Source organism: Arthrobacter sp. 10N418, from assembly GCF_056394725.1.
Window position 1 is genome coordinate 1 of sequence record NZ_JBFTIK010000014.1, and the last position, 23,429, is coordinate 23,429.

Here is a 23,429-nt window from a genome sequence, read left to right on the forward strand (position 1 = left end):
GACCCCATCAGCGGCGAACGCATCCGGGCCGGCCGTGCCACCGACCACCGCTACGAACGCGACACCGCCGGGGAGCTGCTGCACATTGACGTGAAGAAGCTCGGGAAAATCCCTAAGGGCGGCGGCTGGCGGGTCCACGGCCGCAGCGAAGCCGTCAAGGGCCGCGGCATCGGTTACGACTACGTCCATGTCGCCGTCGATGACCACTCCCGCCTGGCCTACGTCGAGGTCCTGCCGGACGAGAAAGGCCCCACCTGCGCCCGGTTCCTGGCCAACGCCGCGGCGTTCATGGCCGCGAGCGGGGCACCCGTGCGCGAAGTCATGACCGACAACGCCCTGGCCTACATCCGCTCGGCTGCCTTCACCCAGGCCATGACAGATCTGGGGGCCAAGCACCGGCGCACGAAGCCGCGGAGCCCTTGGCAAAACGGCAAGGCCGAACGGTTCAACCGCACCCTGCAGGAAGGCTGGGCCTACAAAAACGCCTACGACTCCAGCGACCACCGCACCCAGACCCTCACCGGCTGGCTAGACTTCTACAACCACCGCCGCAACCACAGCGCCCTCGGAGGACGACCACCCATCAGCAGATGTAACCAACCTGCTGGCTGAGTACAGCTAGTGACGCACGGTGCGTGTGACGGCGACGGAACTGTCAATGACGCGGCCGGACCGCCGATGGCTGCCGGCCCAACTATCCTTAGAGGGTGACCGAGCTATCTGAGAAATCCGTTTCCCCGCTGACCAGTACCGCCCAGAGCGGCGCCGCCAACTATCCAGGACTGGACAACTGGCGGGAACTCCCGGCCTCGCAGCAGCCCACGTGGTCGGACCAGGCGGTCTTCGAAGCATCCGTGAAGGAACTTTCCGTCCTTCCGCCCCTCGTGTTCGCCGGTGAGGTGGACATCCTTCGCGAGCGGCTTGCGGCGGCTGCGCAGGGCAAGGCGTTCCTGCTCCAGGGCGGTGACTGCGCCGAGACATTCGAGGCCGCCACCGCGGACAAGATCAGCGCCCGCGTCCGGACCATCCTCCAGATGGCTGTTGTCCTGACCTATGGCGCAGCCATGCCGGTCATCAAGATGGGACGCATGGCGGGCCAGTTCGCCAAGCCGCGTTCCTCCAACGACGAAACCCGCGAGGGCGTCACGCTGCCGGCCTACCGCGGCGACATCGTCAACGGCTACGACTTCACCCCCGAATCCCGCGCGCATGACGCCGGCAGGATGCTGAAGGCCTATCACACCTCGGCCTCGACGCTGAACCTGATCCGGGCATTTACCCAGGGCGGCTTCGCGGACCTGCGCCTCGTGCACCAGTGGAACAAGGGCTTCACGGAAAACCCCGCCCACGCCCGCTACGAGTCGCTGGCCCGCGACATCGACCGCGCCATCAAGTTCATGGCCTCCTGCGGGGCCGACTTCGAGGCGCTCAAACGCGTGGAGTTCTACGCCAGCCACGAGGCCCTGCTCCTGGACTACGAACGCGCCCTGACCCGCATCGATTCGCGCACCGGCTTGCCGTATGACACCTCCGCGCACTTCTTGTGGATCGGGGAGCGCACCCGCGAACTGGACCACGCGCACGTTGACTTCCTTTCCCGCGTCCGCAACCCCATCGGCATCAAGCTCGGGCCGTCCACGACCGGCGATGACGCGTTGCGCCTGATCGACAAGCTGGATCCGGACCGCGAGCCGGGCCGCCTGACCTTCATCACCCGGATGGGTGCCACGAACATCCGCGAGAAGCTGCCGCCCATCGTCGAGCGGGTCACCGCCTCCGGGGCGAAGGTCCTCTGGGTCACCGACCCCATGCACGGCAACACGGTCACATCGCCGAACGGCTACAAGACCCGCAACTTCGACGACGTCATTGATGAGGTGCGCGGCTTCTTCGAGGTCCACCATGCGCTCGGGACCGTTCCTGGCGGCCTGCACGTGGAGATGACCGGCGACGATGTCGCCGAGTGCCTGGGCGGGGCCGACCCCGTCGATCAGGAAGCCTTCCTGGACCGCTATGAATCGGTCTGCGACCCGCGACTGAACCACATGCAGTCGCTGGAGATGGCGTTCCTCGTGGCGGGTGCGCTCTCCAAACGCTGAGATTCTGTCCAAAGAAGGATCCGCCCGGCTGGTTCAGCCGGGCGGATCCTTTTTGGGGTGTGCCTGCCCTAAACGGGTGCCGGCTCTGGTCAGACCACGGTGAGCGTGACGACGGAGCCCTCGGGCACCTTCGTGTTCACCGGCTCCTGGTCACGGACGGTGCCAAAGAAGCCGCCCAGGATGTTGTTCACCCGGACTTCGAAACCCAGCTGTTCAAGGGCGCGGCGGGCCTCGTTGGCCTGCTTGCCGATGAAGCTCGGGACGTCCACGAGCTTCGGGCCTTTGGAGACCGTCAGGGTGACGGTCCCGCCCTTTGTCAGGTTGCCCGACGACGGGTCCTGCGCGACGACGGATCCCTTGGGGACCTTCCGGTCATTGACGGTCTCGGGAGAGATTACGGCCTTCAGCCCGGCAGCTTCCAGGGCCTTGACTGCGGCGTCCTGCTCCTGTCCCCGCACATCCGGGACCGGGATGGGCTGGGGACCCTTTGACACCGTCAGGTTCACGGGCGTGCCGTGTTTCACCGGATTGCCGCTGCGTGGAGCCTGCGCCAGGACGGCCCCGGCGGCAGCCGACTCGTCGTATGTCTCGGTAACCGGCCCCAGCGCCATCCCTGCGGCGTTCAGGGCCGTCTTGGCCTGGTCCAGGGTCTTGCCGCCCAAATCCGGCAGCGGAAACAGCTCGGGACCCTTGGAGACGGCGAGGGACACCGGCTGGAACTTCCGGATGACCTGGCCGGCAACGGGTTCGGAAGCGACGACGAGTCCCGGCGAGACGTTATCGTCGAAGACGTCTTTGACAGTGGACTGGAAGCCGGCAGTCCGGAGCAGTTGCTGCGCCTCCGCCACAGTCCTGTTGGCCAGCTGGGGGATGGTTCCGGGCGAACCGGGTCCCATGCCGAAGAACCAGCCGGCACCGGCAGCCAGCAGCGCCACAATGACCAGCACGAGGACCCACAGCAGCCCGCGGCGTCGTCCGTTGCCCTCACGCAGCGTCCTGAGGGGCGTGGCAGCGGCACGCTGGCGGGCCTTCTCCTCGTCACGGTCCTGCTTGCGCTGTGCCCTCTTGCTGGCCGGGAGGCCCGGATCGCCGTCCTCCTCCGGAGCGTCGCGGAACGGCTGCTCCCCGGGGGCGGACAACGGCCCGTAGGCGGGGCGCGGCTGCGGAGCGGACATGATCGTGGTGGGGTTGCCGCCGCGGGAAATCACTTCGGTCGGTTGCGGGAGGCCAAGGAGCATCTCGGTGTCGGCCTGTGCCGGGGGCCGGCCCGGCGGGGCGGCCACGGCCGGCAGAGGGCTCCGGACGGCAGCGGGGGGCTGGAGGTCGAGCTCGGCGTCGCTCAGGTTGGTCCGGATATGCCGTAGCTCCGACAGCAGCGCGTCCCCATCGACGGGCCGCTTGTCGGGGTCGTTGGCGGTACACCACTGCACCAGCTCGTCCACCTCGGCGGCCAGCCCCGGCACGGCCACCGACGGGGCAGCCACGGCCGAGTTTACGTGCTGGTAGGCGACCTGGATGGGCACTTCGCCGTCAAACGGCTGCCGTCCCGTGATCATCTCATAGAGCATGATGCCGACGGAGTAGATGTCGCTGCGGGCATCGGCCTGCCTGCCCAGCACCAGTTCCGGGGAGAGATAGGCGACGGTTCCGATCAGGGCTCCCGTGCTGGTGGACGTCGAGATTGCCCGCGCCAGGCCGAAGTCGCCGAGCTTGATCCGGCCGTCGTCGGCAATGAGCACGTTCTCCGGCTTGATGTCCCGGTGGATGAGGCCTGCCGCGTGCGCAGCCCCAAGCCCTTCGACGACGGGATCGATCAGCGCGAGAGCGAGGCGGGGGGAGAGCGCGCCCTTGTCATCGATGACGTCCCGCAGCGTGTGGCCCTTGATGTACTCCATCACCAGATAGGCGATCCGGCCGTCCTCGCCCTGGTCCAGCACGCCCACGACGTGCGGGTGGGAAAGCCTCGCCGCCGCCTTGGCCTCGCGCCCCAGCCGATCCAGGAATTGCGGGTCGTCCGCCATGTGCGGGTGCATCACCTTCAGCGCCACGTCGCGCTCCAGGCGCTTGTCCGTGGCGAGGTAGACGGTGGACATCCCGCCGCGGGCCAGCCTGGATTGAATCAGGTAGCGGTTGTCGACGAGGGTTCCAACGAGAGGGTCCGACGCATATTCCTGCACTTTACAATCCTAGTCGTTGCACGGAAACGGGCCCGGATCGACATGCGATCCGGGCCCGTAGGGCAAATCCGTAGGGCAGAACGGAAGCGGATTCAGCGGCTGCGCCGGCGCGCACCCCCGCCTGAGTCGTGGACCTAGCTGAACTGCTTTTGGTTGGCCTTGATGGCCGCCACGTAGTCCTTGGTGTCGTCGTACATGCCGTGGACGCTGACCGAGTACTGCCCCTGGTAGTACCCCGCGATGGCGTTGTCCAGGTCGGGGCTGGCGCGGACCAGCTGGCGGATGATGGCGACGCCGGCCGTGGCGTTGTCATACGGGTCAAGGAGATTCAGCTTGCGGCCCACGAGGTCCGAGGCCCACTGGCCCGAAGACGGAATGACCTGCATGGTGCCGATCGCGTTGGCCGGCGAAACGGCGCGCTGGTTGAAGCCGGACTCCTGGAGGGCGAACGCCAGCGCGAGGGACGGATCCACGCCCATGCGGCGTGCCGTGTCCGCAACGATCGACTTCATCTGTTCGCGGCTCGGCACAGGTGCGGCGTTGAGCAGCGCCTTGTTCTGGTTCGCCGAGTCGACCACGGCGGCCGGGTAGCTGAAACCGAGGAACGTGCTCGGCACCAGCGGCGTTACTGTGGCCGCAGGCTGGCTCGAAGCCGGTGCGATGGACGCACCCGGGATCACGAGCTTCTGACCGGGGTAGATGATGCTGCTCATCGTCAGCCGGTTGGCGGAAAGCACGTCGGAGAGTTTGACACCGTTCCGGGCGGAAATCCCCGAGAGGGTGTCACCGGACTTGATGGTGTAGGAACCGGAGCTGGCCGGTGCGGCGGGAGCAGGAGCTGCGGGTGCAGGTGCGGCGGGAGCAGGAGCTGCGGGTGCAGGTGCGGGCGCAGCGGGAGCGGAGGGGGCCGGTGCGGCCGCACCTCCACCGAGCTTGATCTTCTGGCCGGGGTAGATGATCGAGCGGGCGTTGAGTCCATTCCAGCCGAACACATCTGAGAGTTTGACGCCGTTGCGCGATGCGATGGCGCTGAGCGTGTCGCCCGACTTCACGGTGTAGTCGCTGCCGCCGGCGGAAGGCGAAGAGGCGGGAGCCGACGGCTGGGATGCCGGTGCCGGGGCAGCAGCTGAGCCGGTGAGTTTGATCTTCTGCCCGGGGTAAATAATGGTGCTGGCCTGCAGGTTGTTCAGCTTCAGCACCTCGTAGACGTCCAGGCCGTAGTGCCCGGCGATGGCGCTGATGGTGTCGCCCCGGGCGATCGTGTATTCGGCCGGTGCCGGTGCCTGGGCAGGCATGAAGGTCGTGGGGATTGCCGCGGATACGGCCCCGGCAGGGATGACTGCCGGTTGCAACGACATTGCCGTGGCGGCCTGCGCTTGCGCGCGCATGGCGGCCGCCAGAGTTGCCGGGATGGCGCGCGGGCGGGCTTCTGCCGCAGCCGGCTGGGCCAGCGCCATGGAGGACAGCATGACAGCCGGGAGGGCCGCGGTTGTTGCGGCAATCATCGGCAGGCTAGGCCTCGGGTGGGGCTTTGGCGAACGTGACGTCGTCATGGGAAAGATCCTCTTCTCAGCGGCAACGCTGCATGTCAGGCCGTGTTACTGGTGATACCAGTGTGACAAAAGTTATTAGTGTTACAAATGTGATCTATGTGAATCTCTCATGAATTGGGAATTAGCACAAGAACTGTTTGACGATCGGCAAACACACCCTCACGGAGTGTCGGCTCCGGTGTGGGCCCGTGTGCCGACTCTGGTGTCGGCCCGCGCCCGGGCCCGGCCCGGCCGCGGTGCGGGGAGACTGCGGCAGAAGTGACGGTCCAAGCCTGGCGCCGACTAGGCGCCGGGGCATCAGCCGTGGCAATCTTTATCCGTGAGTAATGTAGAAAGCCTTGTGGGCGAATGGCTGCCCCTGCCCGATGTCGCACAGCTTCTGAACGTTTCAATTACCAAGGTCCACGCGCTTCTGGACGAACGCGCGCTGGCTGCTGTGAGAATTGGCGACCGGCGCATTCGGTCCGTACCGGCGGCTTTCATCCAGGACGGCCACGCCGTGGAGAGCCTGAAGGGGACCGTCGTGGTCCTTTCGGACGCCGGTTACTCGGACGAAGAACTGATCACCTGGCTGTTCACGCCCGATGAGTCCCTGCGCGGGCGCCCGATCGATGCCCTCCGCGAGGGGCGCAAAACGGAGATCCGCCGCCGGGCGCAGTCCCTGGCCTGGTAGTACTTCTGAGGAAATGACCGAAGGCCGTGCGCTGGTGCGCACGGCCTTCGACTCTTTTAAGCCCTGTCCAGGAGGTCGGGCAGCGAACGTCTCAGGCGGCCCGGCTCACTGACGCCTCGGCCAGTTTCCGGAGCGCGGTCTTGGGCAGCTCCTCCAGCGGCAGGAGGTCCAAAGCGGCGAAGGCGGCACGCCCGAACTCTTCGATCAGGACTTCCGTGGCCTGCAGCGCCCCGCAGTCAACAATGATGCGGCGGATCTCCGCCACATCGGCGTCGCTGAGCTCGGGGCTGCCCAGCTTGGCGTCGATGAATTCGGATTCGGCAAGCGAGGCCTGGTCCAGGGCGAAGGCCACCAGGACCGTCCGCTTGCCTTCGCGCAGGTCGTCCCCGGCGGGCTTGCCGGTAGTGACGGGGTCGCCGAAGACGCCGAGAACGTCGTCGCGCAGCTGGAACGCCTCGCCCAGGGGCAGGGCGAAGGCGGAGTAGCCCCGCAGCAGCTCGTCGCCCGCACCGGCCAGGGCGCCCCCCAGCGCCAGGGGGTGCTCGGTGGAGTACTTTGCCGATTTGAACCGGATGATGGACTGGGCCCGGCCGACCGCACCGGCGCGGTCCCGCCGCGGTCCGGCAACCTCTTCCAGGATGTCCAGGTACTGCCCGGCCATGACTTCGGCGCGCATAAGGTTGAAGATGAGCCTCGCCTGGCTTCCGGAGGCGGCCCTGTCACCGATTTCCGTGAAGGATTCCTCGCTAAAGGACAGGCAGAGATCGCCGGTCAGGATCGCGGCGGCGTGGCCGAACCGCTCCGGATCAAGCGCCCATCCCTGGGTCTCGTGCAGTTCGCTGAAGCGGCGGTGGACGCTCGGGCCGCCCCTGCGGGTGTCGGAGCGGTCGATGATGTCGTCATGGATGAGGGCAGCGGCCTGGAACAGCTCCAGGGCCGAGCCGGCGGTGACCACCTCGCGGGCGCCGGCTTCCCCGCCTGCGCCGCGCCATCCCCAGTAGCACATGAGGGCACGGAGGCGTTTGCCGCCCGTGACCAGGTTCGAGATCGATCCCATGAGCGGATCGATGTCCTGGGAGATCGACGACATGACCGCCTGGCGGCTGGTCAGGAAATCGGTGAGCTTGCCGGCGACCGCAGCGACGTAAGCCGTCTGCTCGAGGCGCAACTGTTCGGCGAGCGTCACTTGACGGACTCGGCAGCGACGTTCGCGCCGATGGTGAAAGTGGACACGCCGGCGGTCTCCACGACGGAAATGTTCACGGTCTCGTTGTCACCGCGAAGGTAGTCCTTGGATGGCACTGTGCCCACGGTTTCCCCGGGCACCGCCTTGAAGCCCTGCGCCTCAAGCTCCTTGGCGTAATAGGCCAGGACCCCGGCGGCCGGCGACGCGATGCTTCCGACGATCGCTGCCGTTGCGGGCACGGTGGTCTTGTCAAAGCTGCTGGAGACAACCTTGGCGCCCGGCATCAGCGGCAGGAGTTTCTCGGGGAATCCGGGAACCAAGGCGCCTACGGTGGCAGAGGTGCCGGGCGCCGCGGAGGGGCTCGGCGGTGCCGTCGTGGAGGACTGCGCGGTTGCGGATTCACCTGCGGACGACGGCGACGGCGTCTGCGTGCCAGTCCCGGTGCTGGCCGGCGTGCATGCGGCCAAAGCCAGTACCGTGCCGGCTGCCATCAGGGCAACCGCGGCACGTGGGTGCTCTCCAAAAACCTTCACAGGGACTTTCCTCCTGGTATCGACGCCGGATTCAGCCTCCAGTTTAGTCAGTCCCCGGGCATAGGATTGAAGTCGTGGGGCCGGACGTAGATAAACAGCAGACAGGGCAGCCTTTGAACCAGCCCGATAACCAGCCCGGCACGCGGCCGGACAGGCGGCTCAGTGAGGCAGAGCTCCGTGAGCTGCGGCGCAGCAGCATCATGCACGTGGACATGGACGCTTTTTTCGTCTCGGTGGAGCTGCGCAGCCGCCCGCAGCTAAAGGGAAAGCCCGTGATTGTCGGCTACCCGGCGGACCGTTCCGTGGTGCTATCGGCCTCCTACGAAGCCAGGGCCTTCGGCGTCAAGTCGGCGATGCCCATGGTGGTTGCCGCCCGCATGTGCCCCTCTGCAGTAATCATCGAGCCCCGCCACCAGCTGTACTACGAAGTGTCCGGCCAGATCATGGCCATCTTCGGTTCCATCACCGAACTCGTCGAGCCGCTCAGCGTCGATGAGGCCTTCCTCGACGTCGGGGGAGCGATCCGCCGGCTGGGCCCCCCGCGCGAGATCGGCGAGCTGATCCGCACACGGGTCCAGCGGGAACTGGGCATCACGGCATCGGTGGGAATTGCGGCGAGCAAATTCGTCGCCAAGATCGCCTCAACCCGCTGCAAGCCCGACGGTCTGCTGCTCATCGGTCCGGACGAGATGGTGCCGTACCTGCACAGCCTTCCCGTCAGCGCCCTTTGGGGGGTCGGCGCCAAGACCGTGGAAGTGCTGGCCCGGATGGGCATCCGGACGGTCGCGGATGTCGCGGCGTCGCCCCTGCCCTCGCTCCGCAAAGTGCTCGGTGCGTCCGGGGAACACGTCTACCGGCTCGCGTGGGGGATCGACCCCCGGCCCGTGACGCCCGTCCGGCTGGAGAAGAGCATCGGTGCCGAGGAGACCTTTGCTGTCGACACCGCCGACGACGCACTGCTGCGCCGGGAGCTCCTGCGCCTCTCGCACCGGACGGCCGAGCGCCTCCGCAGCGCGGGCATGCACGCCCGAACGGTCGCCCTCAAGCTCCGCTATGCGGATTTTTCGACCATCACGCGCAGCCGCACCGTGGGCACCCCGATTGACAGCGCCCAATTGCTGTACGCCGTCGCTGTGCAGCTCCTGGAATCGGTTGGCGACCGCCCCATGACCGTGCGGCTGGTGGGCATTCGGGCAGAACAGCTGGAAGAGGCGGCCCAGGCCGCCCTCCAGCTCAGCCTGGACCGCCGGGACGACAACTGGCGCGCAGCGGAGCAGGCGCTGGATGAAGTCACCCGGAAATTCGGCACTAAGTCGGTCCTCCCTGCGCGGCTCCTGGACCCCGGCCGCAACACGGGCTGACCCGGAAGAGGCCGTTCCTGCCGTGAAGTGCCGGGGGAGGGTGGCCGGGCAGCAAGAGCGTCTTTCAGAACAGGGCGCAACAAACTATCCTTATTTATACGTAGGTTTAGAACGACTGGATCGAACGTTCGGGCTACGACCTGACCAGCTGAACAACCCCCTGGGCCGTGGAAACCCCCATGGTGGAACCCCTATTCGGCCAATGACGGCGAATGGGAACCACTTGAGATTCCCGGGCGTTATGGGATTAGGCACTGGCCGCGTCAAGTCTGGGCGTTGGCCGACTTAAGGAGGTCGTGATGCCGCTCTCGGAGCACGAACAGAAGTTGCTGGAGCAACTTGAGAAGCAGCTGCATGAGGACGATCCCAAGTTCGCCAGCTCCATGGGCTCGGATCCGGGACGTTCATGGTCCACCCGCCATCTTGTTATCGGCGTCCTCGCAACACTGGCGGGCGTCCTGCTCCTGCTGGTCGGAGTGTCGATGCAGAACATCCTGGTCGGTGTCCTGGGCTTTGTCGTCATGGGTGCCGGCGTGTACTTCGCCACGATGCGCAGTTCGGCAGTCGGCAAGGCGAAAGCCTCCGGTGCCGCCCGGAAGCCAGGTAAGCCCCGGAGCTCGTTCATGAGCAACCTCGAGCAACGCTGGGACGAAAGGCACCGCGGGGAATCCTGACCGTTTACCGCGGGAGCTCCTCCACTTCCCACCACCCCGACCTCCACTCCCCACCACCCCGACCTCCACTTCCCACCACCCCGACCTCCACTCCCCACCACCCCGACCTCCATTTCCCGCCACCCGTCCTCCGCGGACGACGGCAGAAGACCCGCTTCGGCGGGTCTTCTGCCGTTTAACGCCGGGATCCCGCGGCTGGCGGCTGGCGGCGGGAGCGCCAGGGGCCGGGACCGCGCGCCGGTGACCAGGACGCCGGCGGCCCGCAATCCCTCCACTGCGCGCCACCTTACCCGTCTCCGCGCCACTGCAGGGTTGAGCCCGGGAAGACTCATCCGGATTTACGCAAATAAATCGCGCGTGTCGTTGACTGTGGAGGGATGTGGAGTAATGTGGAGGCGGTAAGAGGGTAGTGGCAGCACGGGGGACGTTGGACTTCCAAGACCAGACAGGCGGTGGGCCGTGTTTCTCGGCACACATTCGCCGCGTCTGGACGAAAAAGGTCGAATTATCCTCCCGGCGAAGTTCCGTGAGGAACTCGCTGGCGGGCTGGTTCTCACAAGGGGCCAGGAGCGTTGCATCTACGTCTTCAGTGAGGCGGAGTTCGGCCGGGTTCACGAGCAGATGCGGGAGGCTCCAATCTCCTCCAAGCAGGCGCGTGACTACATCCGGGTATTCCTCTCTGGAGCCTCGGACGAGGTACCTGACAAGCAGGGGCGCGTGACGATTCCGCCGGCGCTCCGGGAATACGCCGGCCTCGGCCGGGAACTGGCGGTTATCGGCGCCGGATCCCGTGCAGAGATCTGGGACGCCCAAGCCTGGAGCGAGTACCTGGCCGAAAAGGAAACTGCCTTCTCGGAGACCGACGACGCCATCCCGGGGATTCTCTGAAGACCCGAAAGACCCACCCGCAAGAGACGTTCCTTGATCGAGATCTCCAGCCGCCCATCCGGCTGTTGTCCTGGCTCACTTCCCCGGAGCCAGGCCGACGCCGGATAGGCGCGGATGGGGATCTGGATCAAGGAGCAGCCACGGCAAAGAGCAAAAGTATGACGGCCAGCAAGACTCCGGACCACGAAAGGACGAAGGTATGACGGATCCCGACCAGGCGAAACCTACGTCCGAACGCCATGTACCGGTCCTCAAGGACCGGTGCATCAATTTGTTGGCACCAGGTTTCGACGCGGCCCGGAGCCGCGGCGAGACACCCGTGGTCATTGATGCCACCCTGGGCATGGGCGGCCACTCCGAAGCCCTTCTTCAGCGTTTTCCCGATCTTCACCTGATCGGGATCGACCGCGACGAGGAAGCGTTGGCCCTGGCAGGGGAGCGGCTCAATCCTTTCGCGGACCGGATCGACCTTGTGCACGCCGTCTACGACGAAATTCCGGAGGTTCTCGCTGACCTGGGCTTCACTGAAGTCCACGGCGTCCTGATGGACCTCGGCGTCTCCTCCCTCCAGCTCGACGAGCGGGAACGCGGCTTCGCCTACTCCTTCGACGCGCCCCTGGACATGCGGATGGACACGAGCCGCGGCCAGACGGCCGCCGACGTCGTCAACAACTACAGCGAAGAAGACCTCGTCCGCATCATCCGTAAATGGGGCGAAGAAAAGTTCGCCGGCCGCATCGCGAACAGGATTGTCGCCGCACGCGCCGGGAAGCCCTTCACCACCACCGGGGAACTGGTCGAACAGATCCGTGCCGTGGTTCCTGCCGGGGCCGCCAAGGCCGGGGGACACCCCGCCAAGCGCACGTTCCAGGCGCTCCGGATCGAGGTCAACGAGGAACTGGATGTCCTGGAACGCGCCGTCCCCGCAGCCATCGAGGCCCTTGCCCTCGGAGGCCGGGTCGTCGTCATGTCCTACCACTCGCTGGAAGACAAGATCGTCAAGGGCTTCTTCCAGCGCGGATCGAAGTCATCCGCCCCGCTCGGCTTCCCGGTGGAGCTCGAAGAGCACAAAGCGGAATTGAAGACTTTGACGAAAGGCACCGAGGTGCCCACACCCGCTGAAATCGCTGAGAACCCACGCGCAGCCTCCGCCAGGCTCCGCGCCGTAGAACGCATCAAGGCCAGGAGAGCCGCATGAGCACTGCCGCTGTCAACCGCTATCCCGTTGCCACAGGCGCCACTGCCCGTGCCCTGCCGGGAATCAACCCCGGCACGGGCCCGGCGCGGAAGTCACGCACTCCGCTGTCGGTGGTCCGCTCTGCTCCCCGCAAGCGCCGAGCCCCGTTCGTTGTGCTTTGCTTCGGGCTCCTGGCGGTTGCGCTCCTGGCCGTGCTGGTCCTGAACATCTCCGTGTCCTCGGCCCAGTACCAGCTGGTGCAGCTCCGGAGCGAGCAGACCACCCTGACGAAGCAAAACCAGGACCTCACCCAGCAGGTGCAGAACTTTGACGCACCGCAGAACCTTGCCGCCAAGGCCACGGAACTGGGCATGGTGGCTTCCGTTGCCAAGGGCCAGATCGACCTCTCCACCCTGAGCGTCACGGGCAAGGCCAAACCTGCCGTCAAGGGGGACGCCCCGGGAGCCGTTATCGCAGCGCCGGCCGTCGCAGGGCAGCTCACTGTTGTCCCGCCCGCAACGGCCAAGGAGCCGCTCGAGAACCGCAAGCCGGTTGACAGCGCCCCAACCCCTGCAGCAACTCCGGCCGCGCCTGCAGCGCCACCGGTGCCCGTGGTTGAACTCCACGGCGGCTCCGTTCCGGCACCGGCCCAGAAGGTTCCGGGACAGTAACAGACCACTGACGACCAGCACGGCAAGCAGCAAGGAATCATCGTGGCGCAAAACACCGGCAAGGCACGCAAGGCGAAAGCGCCGAGCGCGACGCGACGGCTGCGCGTGGGATTGGGCCTCATGCTGACGCTCCTGCTCGTCGTCGGCGGCAAGCTGTTCCTGGTCCAGGGACTGGACGTCGGCGGGATGGCCGAGGCCGCGCTCAAGAACCGCCTCACCCCGATCGAACTGCCGGCCGAACGCGGCAGCATCCTGGACTCCTCCGGCACCGTCCTCGCCAGCAGCGTCATCCGGTACAACGTCGTGGTCGACCAGACGGTCAACACCAAGACCGACTCCTTTCACCGCCTGGAACCAGTCGACGGCAAGGACCAGCTCGTCAAGGTCACCCGCGACCAAGGCATCTCCGACCTGGCGTCAGTGCTCGGCATGGATACGAATGCCGTGCGGGCGGCCCTGACCGGTAACCAGCGCTATTACATCGTCGCGAAGGACGTGATGCCGGACGTCGAGGACCGCGTCTCGAAGCTGCAGATTCCCGGTCTCGTCACAGAAGGCACCAGCAAGAGGGTCTACCCGAACGGCTCCGTGGCGGGCGGGATTGTCGGTTTCCTGAAGGACGGCACCACCGGCCAGGCCGGACTCGAACAGACCCAGGATGACATCCTCAAGGGCACTCCCGGCAAGCGCCTCTTCGAAATCGGCGCCGACGGGCTCCGCATCCCGGTGGGCGTGGACCAGCTGACTCCCGCCGTCAACGGCAAGGACATCAAGCTCACGCTCAACTCGGACCTGCAGTACTTCGCCCAGCAGGCAATCCAGAGCCAGAAGGACAAGCTCAGCGCCGAATGGGGCGTCATAGTGATCTCCGATGTCAAAACCGGAAACATCATTGCGATGGCGGACACCGATGCGCCCGACCCCAATGACCCGGGCAAGGTCGCAGCCAAGGACCGCGGCGTCCGCGCCGTCACGGCCGCCTATGAGCCGGGTTCGGTGGAGAAGATGATCACCGCCGCGGCCGCGATTGAAGAAGGCACCGCCCACCCGCTGGACCACTTCACCGTTCCGCCGACTTACACCGTCGACGGCCAGACCTTCAGCGATGCCTTTGTGCACGGCACGGAAGAGCGGACCCTGGCTGGCATCGTGGGCTATTCCATGAACACCGGCACCGTGATGGTGGGCCAGCGGATGAGCAAGGAAAAGCGCCACGACTGGCTGCAGAAGTTCGGCATCGGCGAAGCGCCGGACATCGGGCTGCCCGCTGAATCCACGGGCATCCTCACCCCCGCCGATCAATGGGACGGGCGGCAGCAGTACACGGTCCTCTTCGGCCAGGGCGTGGCCCAGTCGACGCTCCAGACCGTCCGTGCCTACCAGAGCATCGCCAACGGCGGCGTCATGCTCCAGCCGAGGCTCATTGACAGCTACATCAACCCGGACGGGACCGAGGAGAAGGTCCCGGCCAAGGCGCCCCGGCAGATTGTCACCAAAGACACCGCCCAGCAGGTCCGCGACATCCTGGAGAGCGCCGTGACCGAGGGCGAAATCAAGGACGCCGCGATTGACGGCTACCGGGTCGGGGCAAAGACCGGAACGTCGGAATCACCCTGCGACGACGGAAAGTCCGGCTTCTGCGGCTACACCGCTTCCATGGTGGGAATGGCGCCGATGGACGATCCGCGGTTTATTGTTGAAGTGGTCCTGCAACGGCCCAAGGGCAGCATCTACGGAATTACCAACGGACCGGTGTTCCGTTCGGTGATGAGCCAGACGCTGCGCACGTTCAACGTCCAGCCTTCCACCGGCACCCCCGTACATCTGCCGCAGTACGTCAAGTAGCACCAGTTCCACACAGCACCCGGCGTCACGAACGAGTGCCAAACCACAGTGCCTGCGGGCCGGAGCACGCCTCCGTGCGCAGCGCAAGATCCACTAGCACCACAACGGAGATCCACTTGTCAGAGCTCAACGCCCCCGACGCTTCCGCGCCGTCCGGCCAGGACTCCACCCAGGGCTTCCGGCCCGCTGCGGTTGCCGCAGTGCCGCTGGCAACCATCGGTGAGTCGATCGGCGTCGTCGTTCCAGGGGCGTCCAGCTCCGTCCCTGTGACGGGGATCTCACTGAATTCCCGTGCGGTCCGGCCGGGGGACTTGTACGTTGCCCTGCCGGGCGCCACGCGCCACGGGGCTGATTTCGTGGCCCAGGCGGTTGACGCCGGTGCCGCGGCGGTCCTGACGGACGACGGCGGTGCACGCCTGCTGGCACTCTCCAACGACGTTGCGGTCCCGGTGCTGCTCGCCGATGAACCGCGCAGCCTGGTCGGCCGGCTCGCCGCCCTGATCTACCAGAGCCGGCCGGAGGGAGCCGGCACTCCGGCGCTCTTCGGAGTTACTGGCACCAACGGCAAGACCACCACCACCTACTTCATCAATTCACTGCTGCAGGCGCTCGGGAAGCGGACCGGACTGATCGGGACCATCGAGATCCTGGCGGGCGGAGAACCGATCCCCAGCCTCCTGACAACTCCCGAATCCACGGACGTCCACGCCCTGCTCGCACTGATGCGCGAACGCGGGCTCGACGCGGCCTCCATGGAGGTCTCCTCACACGCCGTGTCCTTCCACCGCGTCGACGGAGTGGAGTTCGACGTCGCAGGCTTCACCAACCTGACACAGGACCACCTGGACCTGCACGGAACCATGGAGGAGTACTTCCAGACCAAGGCCCGGCTGTTCACCCCCGGGCGCGCACACGCGGCGGTCGTGACGGTCGACGACGACTGGGGGCGAAAGCTTGCCGCCGCGGCGGAAATCCCGGTGACGACCCTGGCGACCGCCCGTTCCGCGGGCGCGGAAGGCAGCCCGGCTGCAGACGCCGACTGGACGGTCCTCAACCCTGTCCCGCGCGGGCTGGGCACCGGTTTCGTGCTGCGGCACCGCGGGGGCGCCGAACTGCGCGTCCACACGGGCCTCCCCGGCAGCTTCAACGTCGCCAACGCCGCGCTGGCCACCGTCATGGTGCTCGCCGGCGGGGCCGATGCTGCCGCCGTGCAGGCCGCCCTCGACGCCGGGGATCCGTTCACCGTCGCGGTCCCTGGCCGCATGCAGCTCGTCTCCACCGCTCCCGCAGCAGTGGTCGACTTCGCGCACAACCCGGACGCCCTGGCCCGGGCGCTCGAGGCCGTCCGTTCCCCGCAGCCCGGCTCCAGGGTGATCATTGTCTTCGGCGCCACCGGCCAGCGCGACCAAGGGAAGCGGCCCGCCATGGGAGCCATCGCGGCACGCCTGGCGGACACCGTGATCGTCAGTGACGATGACCCGCACGACGAGGACGCAGCCGCGATCCGTCAGGACGTGATGGCAGGGGCGCTCGAGGCGAAGAACGCCGAGGGGCTCGACTGTACGGTCCTGGAGGTCTTCCCGCGGGCCGCCGCCATCCGGAAGGCCGTGGAGCTCGCAGCGCCCGGGGACACCGTCCTCGTGGCCGGGCGGGGCCACGAAATATGGCAGGAGGTCAAGGGGGTCAACCTTGCACTGGATGACAGGGTGGAGCTCCGGAATGCCTTGACAGCACGGGGATTCACCGTTCTCGAAGACCAGCGGATAGAGTCCTAAACCGAGATGATTGCATTTACAGCGGCGGAAATCGCCGAAATAACCGACGGCCGGCTGGCTGCGGAACCGGGGATCACGCCCGCCTCCGTAGTGACCGACTCCCGCGAGGCCACAGCGGGTTCCCTCTATGTGGCGAAACCGGGGGAGGTGGCCGACGGCCACGATTTCGTGGGCGCCGCCTTCGACCGGGGTGCCGTCCTGGCGCTCGTGGAGCATGACGTCGCCGACGCCGCCGGGCGGAACTTCCCGGCCGTCGTCGTGAAGGACTCCGTCCTCGCGATGGGCGCCCTGGCGGCTGAATCAGTCCGCCGGATCCGGGCCCGCCGCGAAGCCGACGGCTCTGTTCTCACCGTCATCGGCATCACCGGTTCCGCCGGCAAGACCACCACCAAGGACCTGCTGGCCGGGATCCTTGCCGCCGACGCCGGCTCCGACGGCAACACCGTCGCCCCGCAGGGCTCGTACAACGGCGAGATCGGCGTCCCGCTGACCGTGTTCAAGGCCGGGTTTGACACCCGCTACCTCGTGATCGAAATGGGCGCCACTGGGATCGGCCATATCCGCTATCTCGCGGACATGGTCCGCCCGGACATCGGCGTCGTGCTCGGCGTCGGCTCCGCCCACGCCGGCGAGTTCGGCGGCATCGAGAACATCGCCGTCGCCAAGGGCGAGCTCGTCGAGGCACTCCCCGCCGCCGGCACCGCGGTGCTGAACCTGGACGATGCCCGCGTCGCGGCCATGGCCGCCCGGACGCAGGCACGCGTCCTCGGCTACAGCTCCCAGCCTGCCCGCGACGGCCAGCCGGCCCCGGTCCGGGCGGAAGACGTTGAACTGAACGCCGCGGGACACCCCGAGTTCGAGCTCTTCGTGCCGGACGACACCGCAGGGCACCACGTGTCCAGCGGCCTCATCGGGGCCCATCACGTCGCCAACCTCCTCGCCGCGGCGGGAGCTTCCCACGCAGCCGGTATCCCCGGCCCCCGGATCGCCGCGTCGCTCAATGCACAGACGGCCGCCAGCCGCTGGCGGATGGAACGCACGGAACGCGCCGACGGCGTGACCATCATCAACGATGCCTACAACGCCAACCCGGAATCCATGCGGGCCGCCCTGCGGACACTGGCCGACCTCGGCCGCGGCCGCCGGACCTGGGCCGTGCTGGGCGCCATGCTCGAACTGGGCCCGGACTCCATCCGCGAGCACACGGCCGTGGGCACCCAGGTGGTGCGGCTCAACATCTCCCGGCTGGTTGTCGTCGGCCGCGAGGCGCGCTCCCTCTACGTCTCTGCCGTCCAGGAGGGCTCGTGGGGCGATGAATGTGTCTTCGCCGAGACCGCCGACGAGGCCTACGAACTCCTGCAGGCCGAACTCAGGCCCGGTGATCTGGTGTTGTTCAAGTCCTCGAACAGCATCGGACTGCGCCATCTGGGCGATCGGATAGCATTACCCCCACAAGCCCACGGAACCGCCACAGAAGGGAGTGCACTGCTGTGATTGCACTGCTGATGGGCGCTGGAATGGCCTTGCTCTTTGCCTTCGCGGGCACCCCGCTGTTCATCCGGCTCCTGGTCCGGAAAAGCTACGGACAGTTCATCCGGGACGACGGTCCCACGTCGCACCACACCAAGCGCGGCACGCCCACGATGGGCGGTACCGTCGTTGTCCTGGCGGTGCTTGTCAGCTACGGACTGACGCACCTGATCATGTGGCTCATGAACCCGGGATCCCCGGGCCCGACAGCCTCGGCGATCCTGCTGCTGTTCCTCATGGTGGGCATGGGGCTCGTCGGTTTCCTGGATGATTTCATCAAGATCTCCAAGCAGCGCAGCCTTGGCCTGAACGCCAAGGCGAAACTGATCCTGCAGGCCGCGGTCGGCATTATTTTCGCTGTCCTGGCCTTGAACTTTCCAAACTCGGCCGGGGTCACCCCGGCGTCCACGCAGATCTCCCTGGTGCGTGACATCCCGTGGCTCAACCTGGCCTTCGGCGGCACGGTGATCGGCGCGATCCTGTTCGTCCTGTGGTCCAACCTGATTGTCACGGCGGCCACCAACGGGGTGAACCTCACCGACGGACTGGACGGCCTCGCCGCCGGTGCCTCGGTGATGGTGTTCGGCGCGTACACCCTCATGGGCATCTGGCAGAGCAACCAGGCCTGCGGTTCCCCGCGCCAGGCCGGCAGCGGCTGCTACTCGGTCCGCGATCCGCTGGACCTTGCACTGCTCGCGGCGATCCTCAGCGCGGCCCTCGTCGGATTCCTGTGGTGGAACACGTCCCCGGCAAAGATCTTCATGGGGGACACCGGCTCGCTGGCCATCGGCGGCGCCGTCGCCGGCTTCGCCATCCTGTCACGGACCGAACTGCTGCTGGCTTTCATCGGCGGCCTCTTCGTCCTCATCACCCTTTCGGTCATCATCCAGGTGGGCTATTTCAAGATCACCAAGGGAAAGCGGTTCTTCAAGATGGCCCCGCTGCAGCACCACTTTGAACTCAAAGGCTGGGCCGAAGTCACCGTCGTGGTCCGTTTCTGGATCCTCTGCGGGCTGTTCGTCGCCGCGGGCCTCGGTGTCTTCTACGCCGAATGGGTCGTGCTCCTGTGACCGGCCCGATTCCCGCCCCCCTCACGACCTCGGCACGGCTCAACGGCCTCGTCAGCTGGGATTCGGACTGGGCCGGGCTGCGGGTAGTAGTCACCGGCATCGGAGTCTCCGGCTTCGCGGCCGCTGACACCCTGATCGAACTCGGCGCCCGGGTGGTTGTCGTTGACGCCACCACTACCCCCAAAGCCCTGGCCCAGGCCGACACTCTCCGGATCGTCGGCGCGGCAGATGTCCTGCTCGGCGAGGAGGCCGTGGAGTCCGTCCCGAAGGTCGACGGCCAGAAGCCGGACCTGATCGTCACGTCGCCGGGGTGGCGTCCGGACCAGTCGCTGCTGGCCGGCGCCGCGCGGGCGCACATTCCCGTCTGGGGCGACGTCGAACTCGCCTGGCGGGTCCGCGAACGCAAGGGCCGCAAGACCGCCGACTGGCTCACCATCACCGGGACCAACGGCAAGACCACGACCGTGGGCCTGACCGAGTCCATGCTGCAGGCAGCCGGGCTGAAGGCGATCGCCGTCGGCAACGTCGGGACGCCCATCCTGGACGCCCTCCGCGACCCGGTCGACTACGACGTCTTCGCCGTCGAGCTTTCCAGTTTCCAGCTGCACTGGAGCCACTCCATCTCGCCCGTCGCGAGCGTGTGCCTCAACGTCGCGGAGGATCACGTCGACTGGCACGGCTCCTACGCTTCGTACCTGGCCGACAAGGCCAAGGTTTACGCGAATACCCGGAAGGCGTGCATCTACAACGCCGAGCAGATCGAAACCGAACGCATGGTCGAAGACGCCGACGTCGTCGAAGGCTGCCGGGCGGTGGCCTTCACCACTGTGACGCCTGCCGTGAGCATGCTCGGCGTCGTGGAAGGCCTGCTTGTGGACCGGGCGTTCATTCCCGGGCGCAAGGACAGTGCCGCGGAACTGGCCGCCGTCTCGGATCTGGGCGCGGTGGCACCGCGCCACATGGTGGCCAACGCGCTGGCCGCCGCGGCCCTGGTCCGGGCCTACGGCGTCGAACCGTCCGCCGTCCGCCAGGGCCTGCAGAACTACCTTCCGGGCGACCACCGCATCCAGCCCGTCGCCCGGCACAACGGCGTCCTCTGGGTCAACGACTCAAAGGCCACCAACCCCCACGCCGCGTCGGCGTCGCTATCCGCGTTCCAGGACGTCGTCTGGATCGCCGGCGGCCTCTCCAAGGGCGTGAACTACGATGCCCTGGTCCGGGAGCATGCCCACCGGCTCAAGGCAGTCGTCCTGATCGGCGCGGACTCCAGCGAACTCCAGGGGGCCCTTCAGCGACACGCACCCGATGTCCCCGTGATCGGCCAGGGGAAGGGAGACACTGAAATGGTGCAGACTGCCGGAACGGCCAAAGCCGCCGCAGGCCCTTCGCCGATTTTCGGCGAAACTGTGATGGCACAGGCCGTTGCATCGGCGGCGCAGCTGGCCGCCTCCGGGGACACTGTGCTCCTGGCCCCGGCAGCTGCTTCCATGGATCAGTTCTCTTCCTACGCTCACCGTGGCGATGCCTTCATCGAAGCTGTCCGCGAGCTCGTGGAAGGGCAGGCCCAGACCAGCGAGGAGTAACAATGGTCAGCACGCCCACACGCACGACGGCGGTCAAGCCCGCCGTCGCAGGCAAACCCGCCGGTAGACCCAGTGCCATCAGACCCGGTGGCACCAGACCCGGTGCCGGCAAACCCTCGGCACCCCGCGGGGTCCTGGGCCGGGGGCTCCCTCCGGGGACGCTGCGCCGCTGGTACCGGGGCTTCTGGGCAGCGCTGGAGGGCCCGGGCAAGTCCCGGAACGGCTCCACGTACTACCTGATCCTTGGCTCCACCCTTGCGTTGACCGCGATCGGCATCATGATGGTGCTCTCCGCCTCCAGCGTCGAAGCCATTGCGGCAGGGGAGTCGCCGTACTCGGCCGCCCTCAAACAGAGCCTCTTCGCTGCCATCGGCGTGTCTGCCATGCTCGTGCTCTCGCGCGTCAACGTCGTTTGGCTCAAGCGCTTCGCGTGGCCCGCGATGGCCGTGGCAACCGTGCTCCTCCTGCTGGTTCTGCTGGTGGGACGAAGTACGCTCGGCAACCAGAACTGGATCGACGTCGGCCCCTTCACCTTCCAGCCTTCCGAGGCCGCCAAGCTCGCCCTCGCCCTGTGGATGGCCACGGTATTGCACCGCAAGGCCAAGCTGCTGACACAGTGGCGGCACGCACTGGTTCCCGTGGTTCTCCCGGGCGCTGTGATCATCATCGGACTCATCCTGGCCGGAAACGACCTCGGCACGGCCATGATCGTCATGGTGATCATGGCCTCGGCACTCTTCTTCGCCGGTGTTCGGCTGCGCTTGTTCGGCATTGCCGGGGCAGGACTGGCCCTTGGCACCGCGGTCCTGGCGATCACCAGCCCGAACCGCATGTGCCGGATCCTTTCGTGGACCGGCCAGACCTGCGCCGACGGGTCTGACCTGAACTACCAGTCAACGAACGGCCTCTACGGGCTCGCCTCCGGCGGATGGCTGGGCGTTGGCCTTGGCCAAAGCCGGCAGAAGTACAGCTGGATTCCGGAAGCCCACAACGACTTCATCTTTGCGATCATCGGCGAGGAGCTCGGACTCGTCGGCACGGTCGTCGTCCTCGTCCTGTTCGCCATCCTGGGCGCGGCCATCTACCGCGTGGTCGCGGCCCAGGACGGGCTCTTCCACCGCGTTCTGGGCGGCTCCATCATGGTGTGGCTGCTGGGCCAGGCGGTCGTGAACATGGCGGTCGTGACCGGACTCCTGCCCGTCATCGGCGTACCACTGCCGTTTATTTCCTACGGCGGCTCCGCACTGCTCATGTCACTGTGCGCGATCGGCGTAGTCTTGTCCCTGGCCAGGGCGCAGATGGCGCCAGGTGTCCAGCCCAAGCGGCTCTTCGGCATGAACCTGCCCCGGCGCACCAGGACCAAGCGGTCCGGCCCCGCACCAAAGGGCCCCGCACCAAAGAAACCGGCCCCAACGAACCCCGCACCAAAGAACGCGTCCCCCAAGAGCCCTGCACTGACAAGCCCCGCACCCGGCAATCCCGCACGAAAGCGTAAACAGCCCCTTCATGAACACTGAGTCGTCTTTGTCCGTGGTCCTCGCCGGCGGCGGAACCGCCGGGCACATCAGCCCGCTGCTGGCCATTGCCCGCGCGGTCCGGGAACTCCGTCCCGGGGCGCAACTCCTGGCTGTCGGCACGCCCGGCGGGATGGAAGCCCGGCTGGTCCCGGCCGCCGGGCTGGACCTGGCCACCATCAGCCGGGTGCCGTTCCCGCGCAGGCCCACGCCCGACCTGCTCCGGCTTCCGGGCCGGCTGGCCGGTGCGGTGAAGCAGGCCGGCGTGATCCTTGACGAGGCCCGGGCTGACGTCCTGGTGGGGGTCGGTGGATATGTGTGCACGCCGCTGTACCTCGCCGCGTGGCGGCGGAAAATTCCGATCGTGGTCCACGAAGCCAATACCCGGGCGGGGCTGGCAAACCGTGTGGGCGCCCTGCTGGGCGGGCATGTGGCCGTGGCCTTCAGCGCCACCCGCCTCCGCGGCGCACGGCATGTCGGCATGCCGATGCGCCCCGAGATTTCCGGCCTCGACCGCCCGGCGGCCAGGGCCTCCGCCCGGGCGGCACTTGGACTGGATCCGCACAAGCCGACCCTGATCGTCACCGGCGGCTCCTCTGGCGCCCAGAGCATCAACCGGACCCTCGCGGCGTCCGTCGGCGCCCTCGCCGATGCGGGCGTCCAGACCCTGCACATCACCGGACGCGGCAAGTCCGTGCACGACGCCGACGGCAAACCCCTGGCCGCGCCGGGCTACCGGCAGGTCGAATACGTGGACGGCATGGAAACGGTCTATGCCGCCGCCGACCTGCTGCTGGCCCGCGCCGGCGCCGCCACGGTCTGCGAAGTTGCCGCCGTAGGCGTGCCGGCCGTCTTCGTCCCCCTTCCCATCGGCAACGGCGAACAGGCCCTCAATGCCCGTGGCCTGGTCGACGCCGGAGGCGCCCTGACCGTGGAGGACAGCGCGTTCACGGCGGACTGGCTCCGGGAGAACATCATCCCCCTGCTGCTGGAGCGCGGCAGGCTGGAGACGATGGCCGCCAGCTCCGAACGGCTCGGCATCCGAAACGCGGACCGGCGCATGGCCGATCTCGTCCTTGAAGTGGCAGTGCCATTCGAACAGCACGGCAGGAAGCGGTAA

The 23,429-nt window shown here is 67.0% G+C and carries 19 protein-coding genes; 15 read left to right on the forward strand and 4 right to left on the reverse strand.

Annotated elements, in window-relative coordinates; genetic code table 11:
• Both AC1DCZ_RS12610 and AC1DCZ_RS12615 read left to right on the forward strand, forming a co-directional pair.
• A partial coding sequence (locus tag AC1DCZ_RS12610; RefSeq protein ID WP_476974894.1) for an integrase core domain-containing protein occupies nt 1-612 on the forward strand: 612 nt, incomplete at its 5' end.
• 95 nt (nt 613-707) lie between these two features.
• Nucleotides 708-2,099 carry a class II 3-deoxy-7-phosphoheptulonate synthase gene (locus tag AC1DCZ_RS12615; RefSeq protein ID WP_476974895.1) on the forward strand — a complete coding sequence of 464 codons (1,392 nt, stop codon included), beginning with the start codon at nt 708-710 and terminating at the stop codon, nt 2,097-2,099.
• A gap of 89 nt (nt 2,100-2,188) precedes the next feature.
• Here the strand turns inward: AC1DCZ_RS12615 and AC1DCZ_RS12620 are convergent, their stop codons facing one another.
• Nucleotides 2,189-4,276, reverse strand: coding sequence for a Stk1 family PASTA domain-containing Ser/Thr kinase (locus AC1DCZ_RS12620; RefSeq protein ID WP_476974896.1), 2,088 nt, complete (start codon nt 4,274-4,276; stop codon nt 2,189-2,191).
• A gap of 134 nt (nt 4,277-4,410) precedes the next feature.
• Nucleotides 4,411-5,829: a lytic transglycosylase gene (locus tag AC1DCZ_RS12625; protein ID WP_476974897.1), complete on the reverse strand. Its 1,419-nt coding sequence runs from the start codon at nt 5,827-5,829 to the stop codon at nt 4,411-4,413.
• 319 nt (nt 5,830-6,148) lie between these two features.
• On the opposite strand from AC1DCZ_RS12625, the gene AC1DCZ_RS12630 reads away from it, so the two are divergent.
• On the forward strand, nt 6,149-6,502 hold the full coding sequence (locus tag AC1DCZ_RS12630) for an Rv2175c family DNA-binding protein (protein ID WP_476896062.1): 354 nt from the start codon (nt 6,149-6,151) through the stop codon (nt 6,500-6,502).
• Nucleotides 6,503-6,593: 91 nt separating this feature from the next.
• On the opposite strand, the gene AC1DCZ_RS12635 is transcribed toward AC1DCZ_RS12630, so the two are convergent.
• Both AC1DCZ_RS12635 and AC1DCZ_RS12640 read right to left on the reverse strand, forming a co-directional pair.
• A complete protein-coding gene (locus tag AC1DCZ_RS12635) occupies nt 6,594-7,688 on the reverse strand; it encodes a polyprenyl synthetase family protein (protein WP_476896063.1) in 1,095 nt (364 codons plus the stop codon).
• On the reverse strand, nt 7,685-8,221 hold the full coding sequence (locus AC1DCZ_RS12640) for a hypothetical protein (RefSeq protein WP_476974898.1): 537 nt from the start codon (nt 8,219-8,221) through the stop codon (nt 7,685-7,687). The genes AC1DCZ_RS12635 and AC1DCZ_RS12640 overlap by 4 nt, the downstream gene beginning before the upstream one ends.
• A gap of 200 nt (nt 8,222-8,421) precedes the next feature.
• Here AC1DCZ_RS12640 and dinB point away from each other — a divergent pair, with 200 nt between their 5' ends.
• From dinB to AC1DCZ_RS12700, 12 genes are all read left to right on the forward strand, one after another.
• On the forward strand, nt 8,422-9,582 hold the full coding sequence (gene dinB / locus AC1DCZ_RS12645) for a DNA polymerase IV (RefSeq protein ID WP_476974967.1): 1,161 nt from the start codon (nt 8,422-8,424) through the stop codon (nt 9,580-9,582).
• A 299-nt stretch (nt 9,583-9,881) separates the two neighbouring features.
• The gene (locus tag AC1DCZ_RS12650) at nt 9,882-10,256 is read left to right on the forward strand and encodes a DUF3040 domain-containing protein (protein WP_476974899.1); all 375 of its coding nucleotides are present in this window, start codon (nt 9,882-9,884) and stop codon (nt 10,254-10,256) included.
• Nucleotides 10,257-10,715: 459 nt separating this feature from the next.
• A complete protein-coding gene (mraZ, locus tag AC1DCZ_RS12655; RefSeq protein WP_116767521.1) occupies nt 10,716-11,144 on the forward strand; it encodes a division/cell wall cluster transcriptional repressor MraZ in 429 nt (142 codons plus the stop codon).
• A 199-nt stretch (nt 11,145-11,343) separates the two neighbouring features.
• Nucleotides 11,344-12,342, forward strand: a complete 999-nt coding sequence (rsmH, locus tag AC1DCZ_RS12660) for a 16S rRNA (cytosine(1402)-N(4))-methyltransferase RsmH (RefSeq protein ID WP_476974900.1) — start codon at nt 11,344-11,346, stop codon at nt 12,340-12,342.
• Nucleotides 12,339-12,992, forward strand: coding sequence for a cell division protein FtsL (ftsL, locus tag AC1DCZ_RS12665; RefSeq protein ID WP_476896067.1), 654 nt, complete (start codon nt 12,339-12,341; stop codon nt 12,990-12,992). Before rsmH ends, ftsL begins: the two co-directional genes overlap by 4 nt.
• Nucleotides 12,993-13,034: 42 nt before the next feature.
• The gene (locus tag AC1DCZ_RS12670; RefSeq protein WP_476974901.1) at nt 13,035-14,837 is read left to right on the forward strand and encodes a peptidoglycan D,D-transpeptidase FtsI family protein; all 1,803 of its coding nucleotides are present in this window, start codon (nt 13,035-13,037) and stop codon (nt 14,835-14,837) included.
• Nucleotides 14,838-14,953: 116 nt separating this feature from the next.
• Nucleotides 14,954-16,612, forward strand: coding sequence for a UDP-N-acetylmuramoyl-L-alanyl-D-glutamate--2,6-diaminopimelate ligase (locus tag AC1DCZ_RS12675; RefSeq protein ID WP_476974902.1), 1,659 nt, complete (start codon nt 14,954-14,956; stop codon nt 16,610-16,612).
• 6 nt (nt 16,613-16,618) lie between these two features.
• Nucleotides 16,619-18,106: a UDP-N-acetylmuramoyl-tripeptide--D-alanyl-D-alanine ligase gene (locus AC1DCZ_RS12680; RefSeq protein WP_476974903.1), complete on the forward strand. Its 1,488-nt coding sequence runs from the start codon at nt 16,619-16,621 to the stop codon at nt 18,104-18,106.
• Nucleotides 18,103-19,212 carry a phospho-N-acetylmuramoyl-pentapeptide-transferase gene (mraY, locus tag AC1DCZ_RS12685; RefSeq protein WP_476896071.1) on the forward strand — a complete coding sequence of 370 codons (1,110 nt, stop codon included), beginning with the start codon at nt 18,103-18,105 and terminating at the stop codon, nt 19,210-19,212. The genes AC1DCZ_RS12680 and mraY overlap by 4 nt, the downstream gene beginning before the upstream one ends.
• The gene (murD, locus tag AC1DCZ_RS12690) at nt 19,194-20,795 is read left to right on the forward strand and encodes a UDP-N-acetylmuramoyl-L-alanine--D-glutamate ligase (protein ID WP_476974904.1); all 1,602 of its coding nucleotides are present in this window, start codon (nt 19,194-19,196) and stop codon (nt 20,793-20,795) included. The genes mraY and murD overlap by 19 nt, the downstream gene beginning before the upstream one ends.
• 2 nt (nt 20,796-20,797) lie before the next feature.
• Nucleotides 20,798-22,312, forward strand: coding sequence for a putative lipid II flippase FtsW (gene ftsW, locus AC1DCZ_RS12695; RefSeq protein ID WP_476974905.1), 1,515 nt, complete (start codon nt 20,798-20,800; stop codon nt 22,310-22,312).
• Nucleotides 22,302-23,429: a UDP-N-acetylglucosamine--N-acetylmuramyl-(pentapeptide) pyrophosphoryl-undecaprenol N-acetylglucosamine transferase gene (locus tag AC1DCZ_RS12700; RefSeq protein WP_476974906.1), complete on the forward strand. Its 1,128-nt coding sequence runs from the start codon at nt 22,302-22,304 to the stop codon at nt 23,427-23,429. The genes ftsW and AC1DCZ_RS12700 overlap by 11 nt, the downstream gene beginning before the upstream one ends.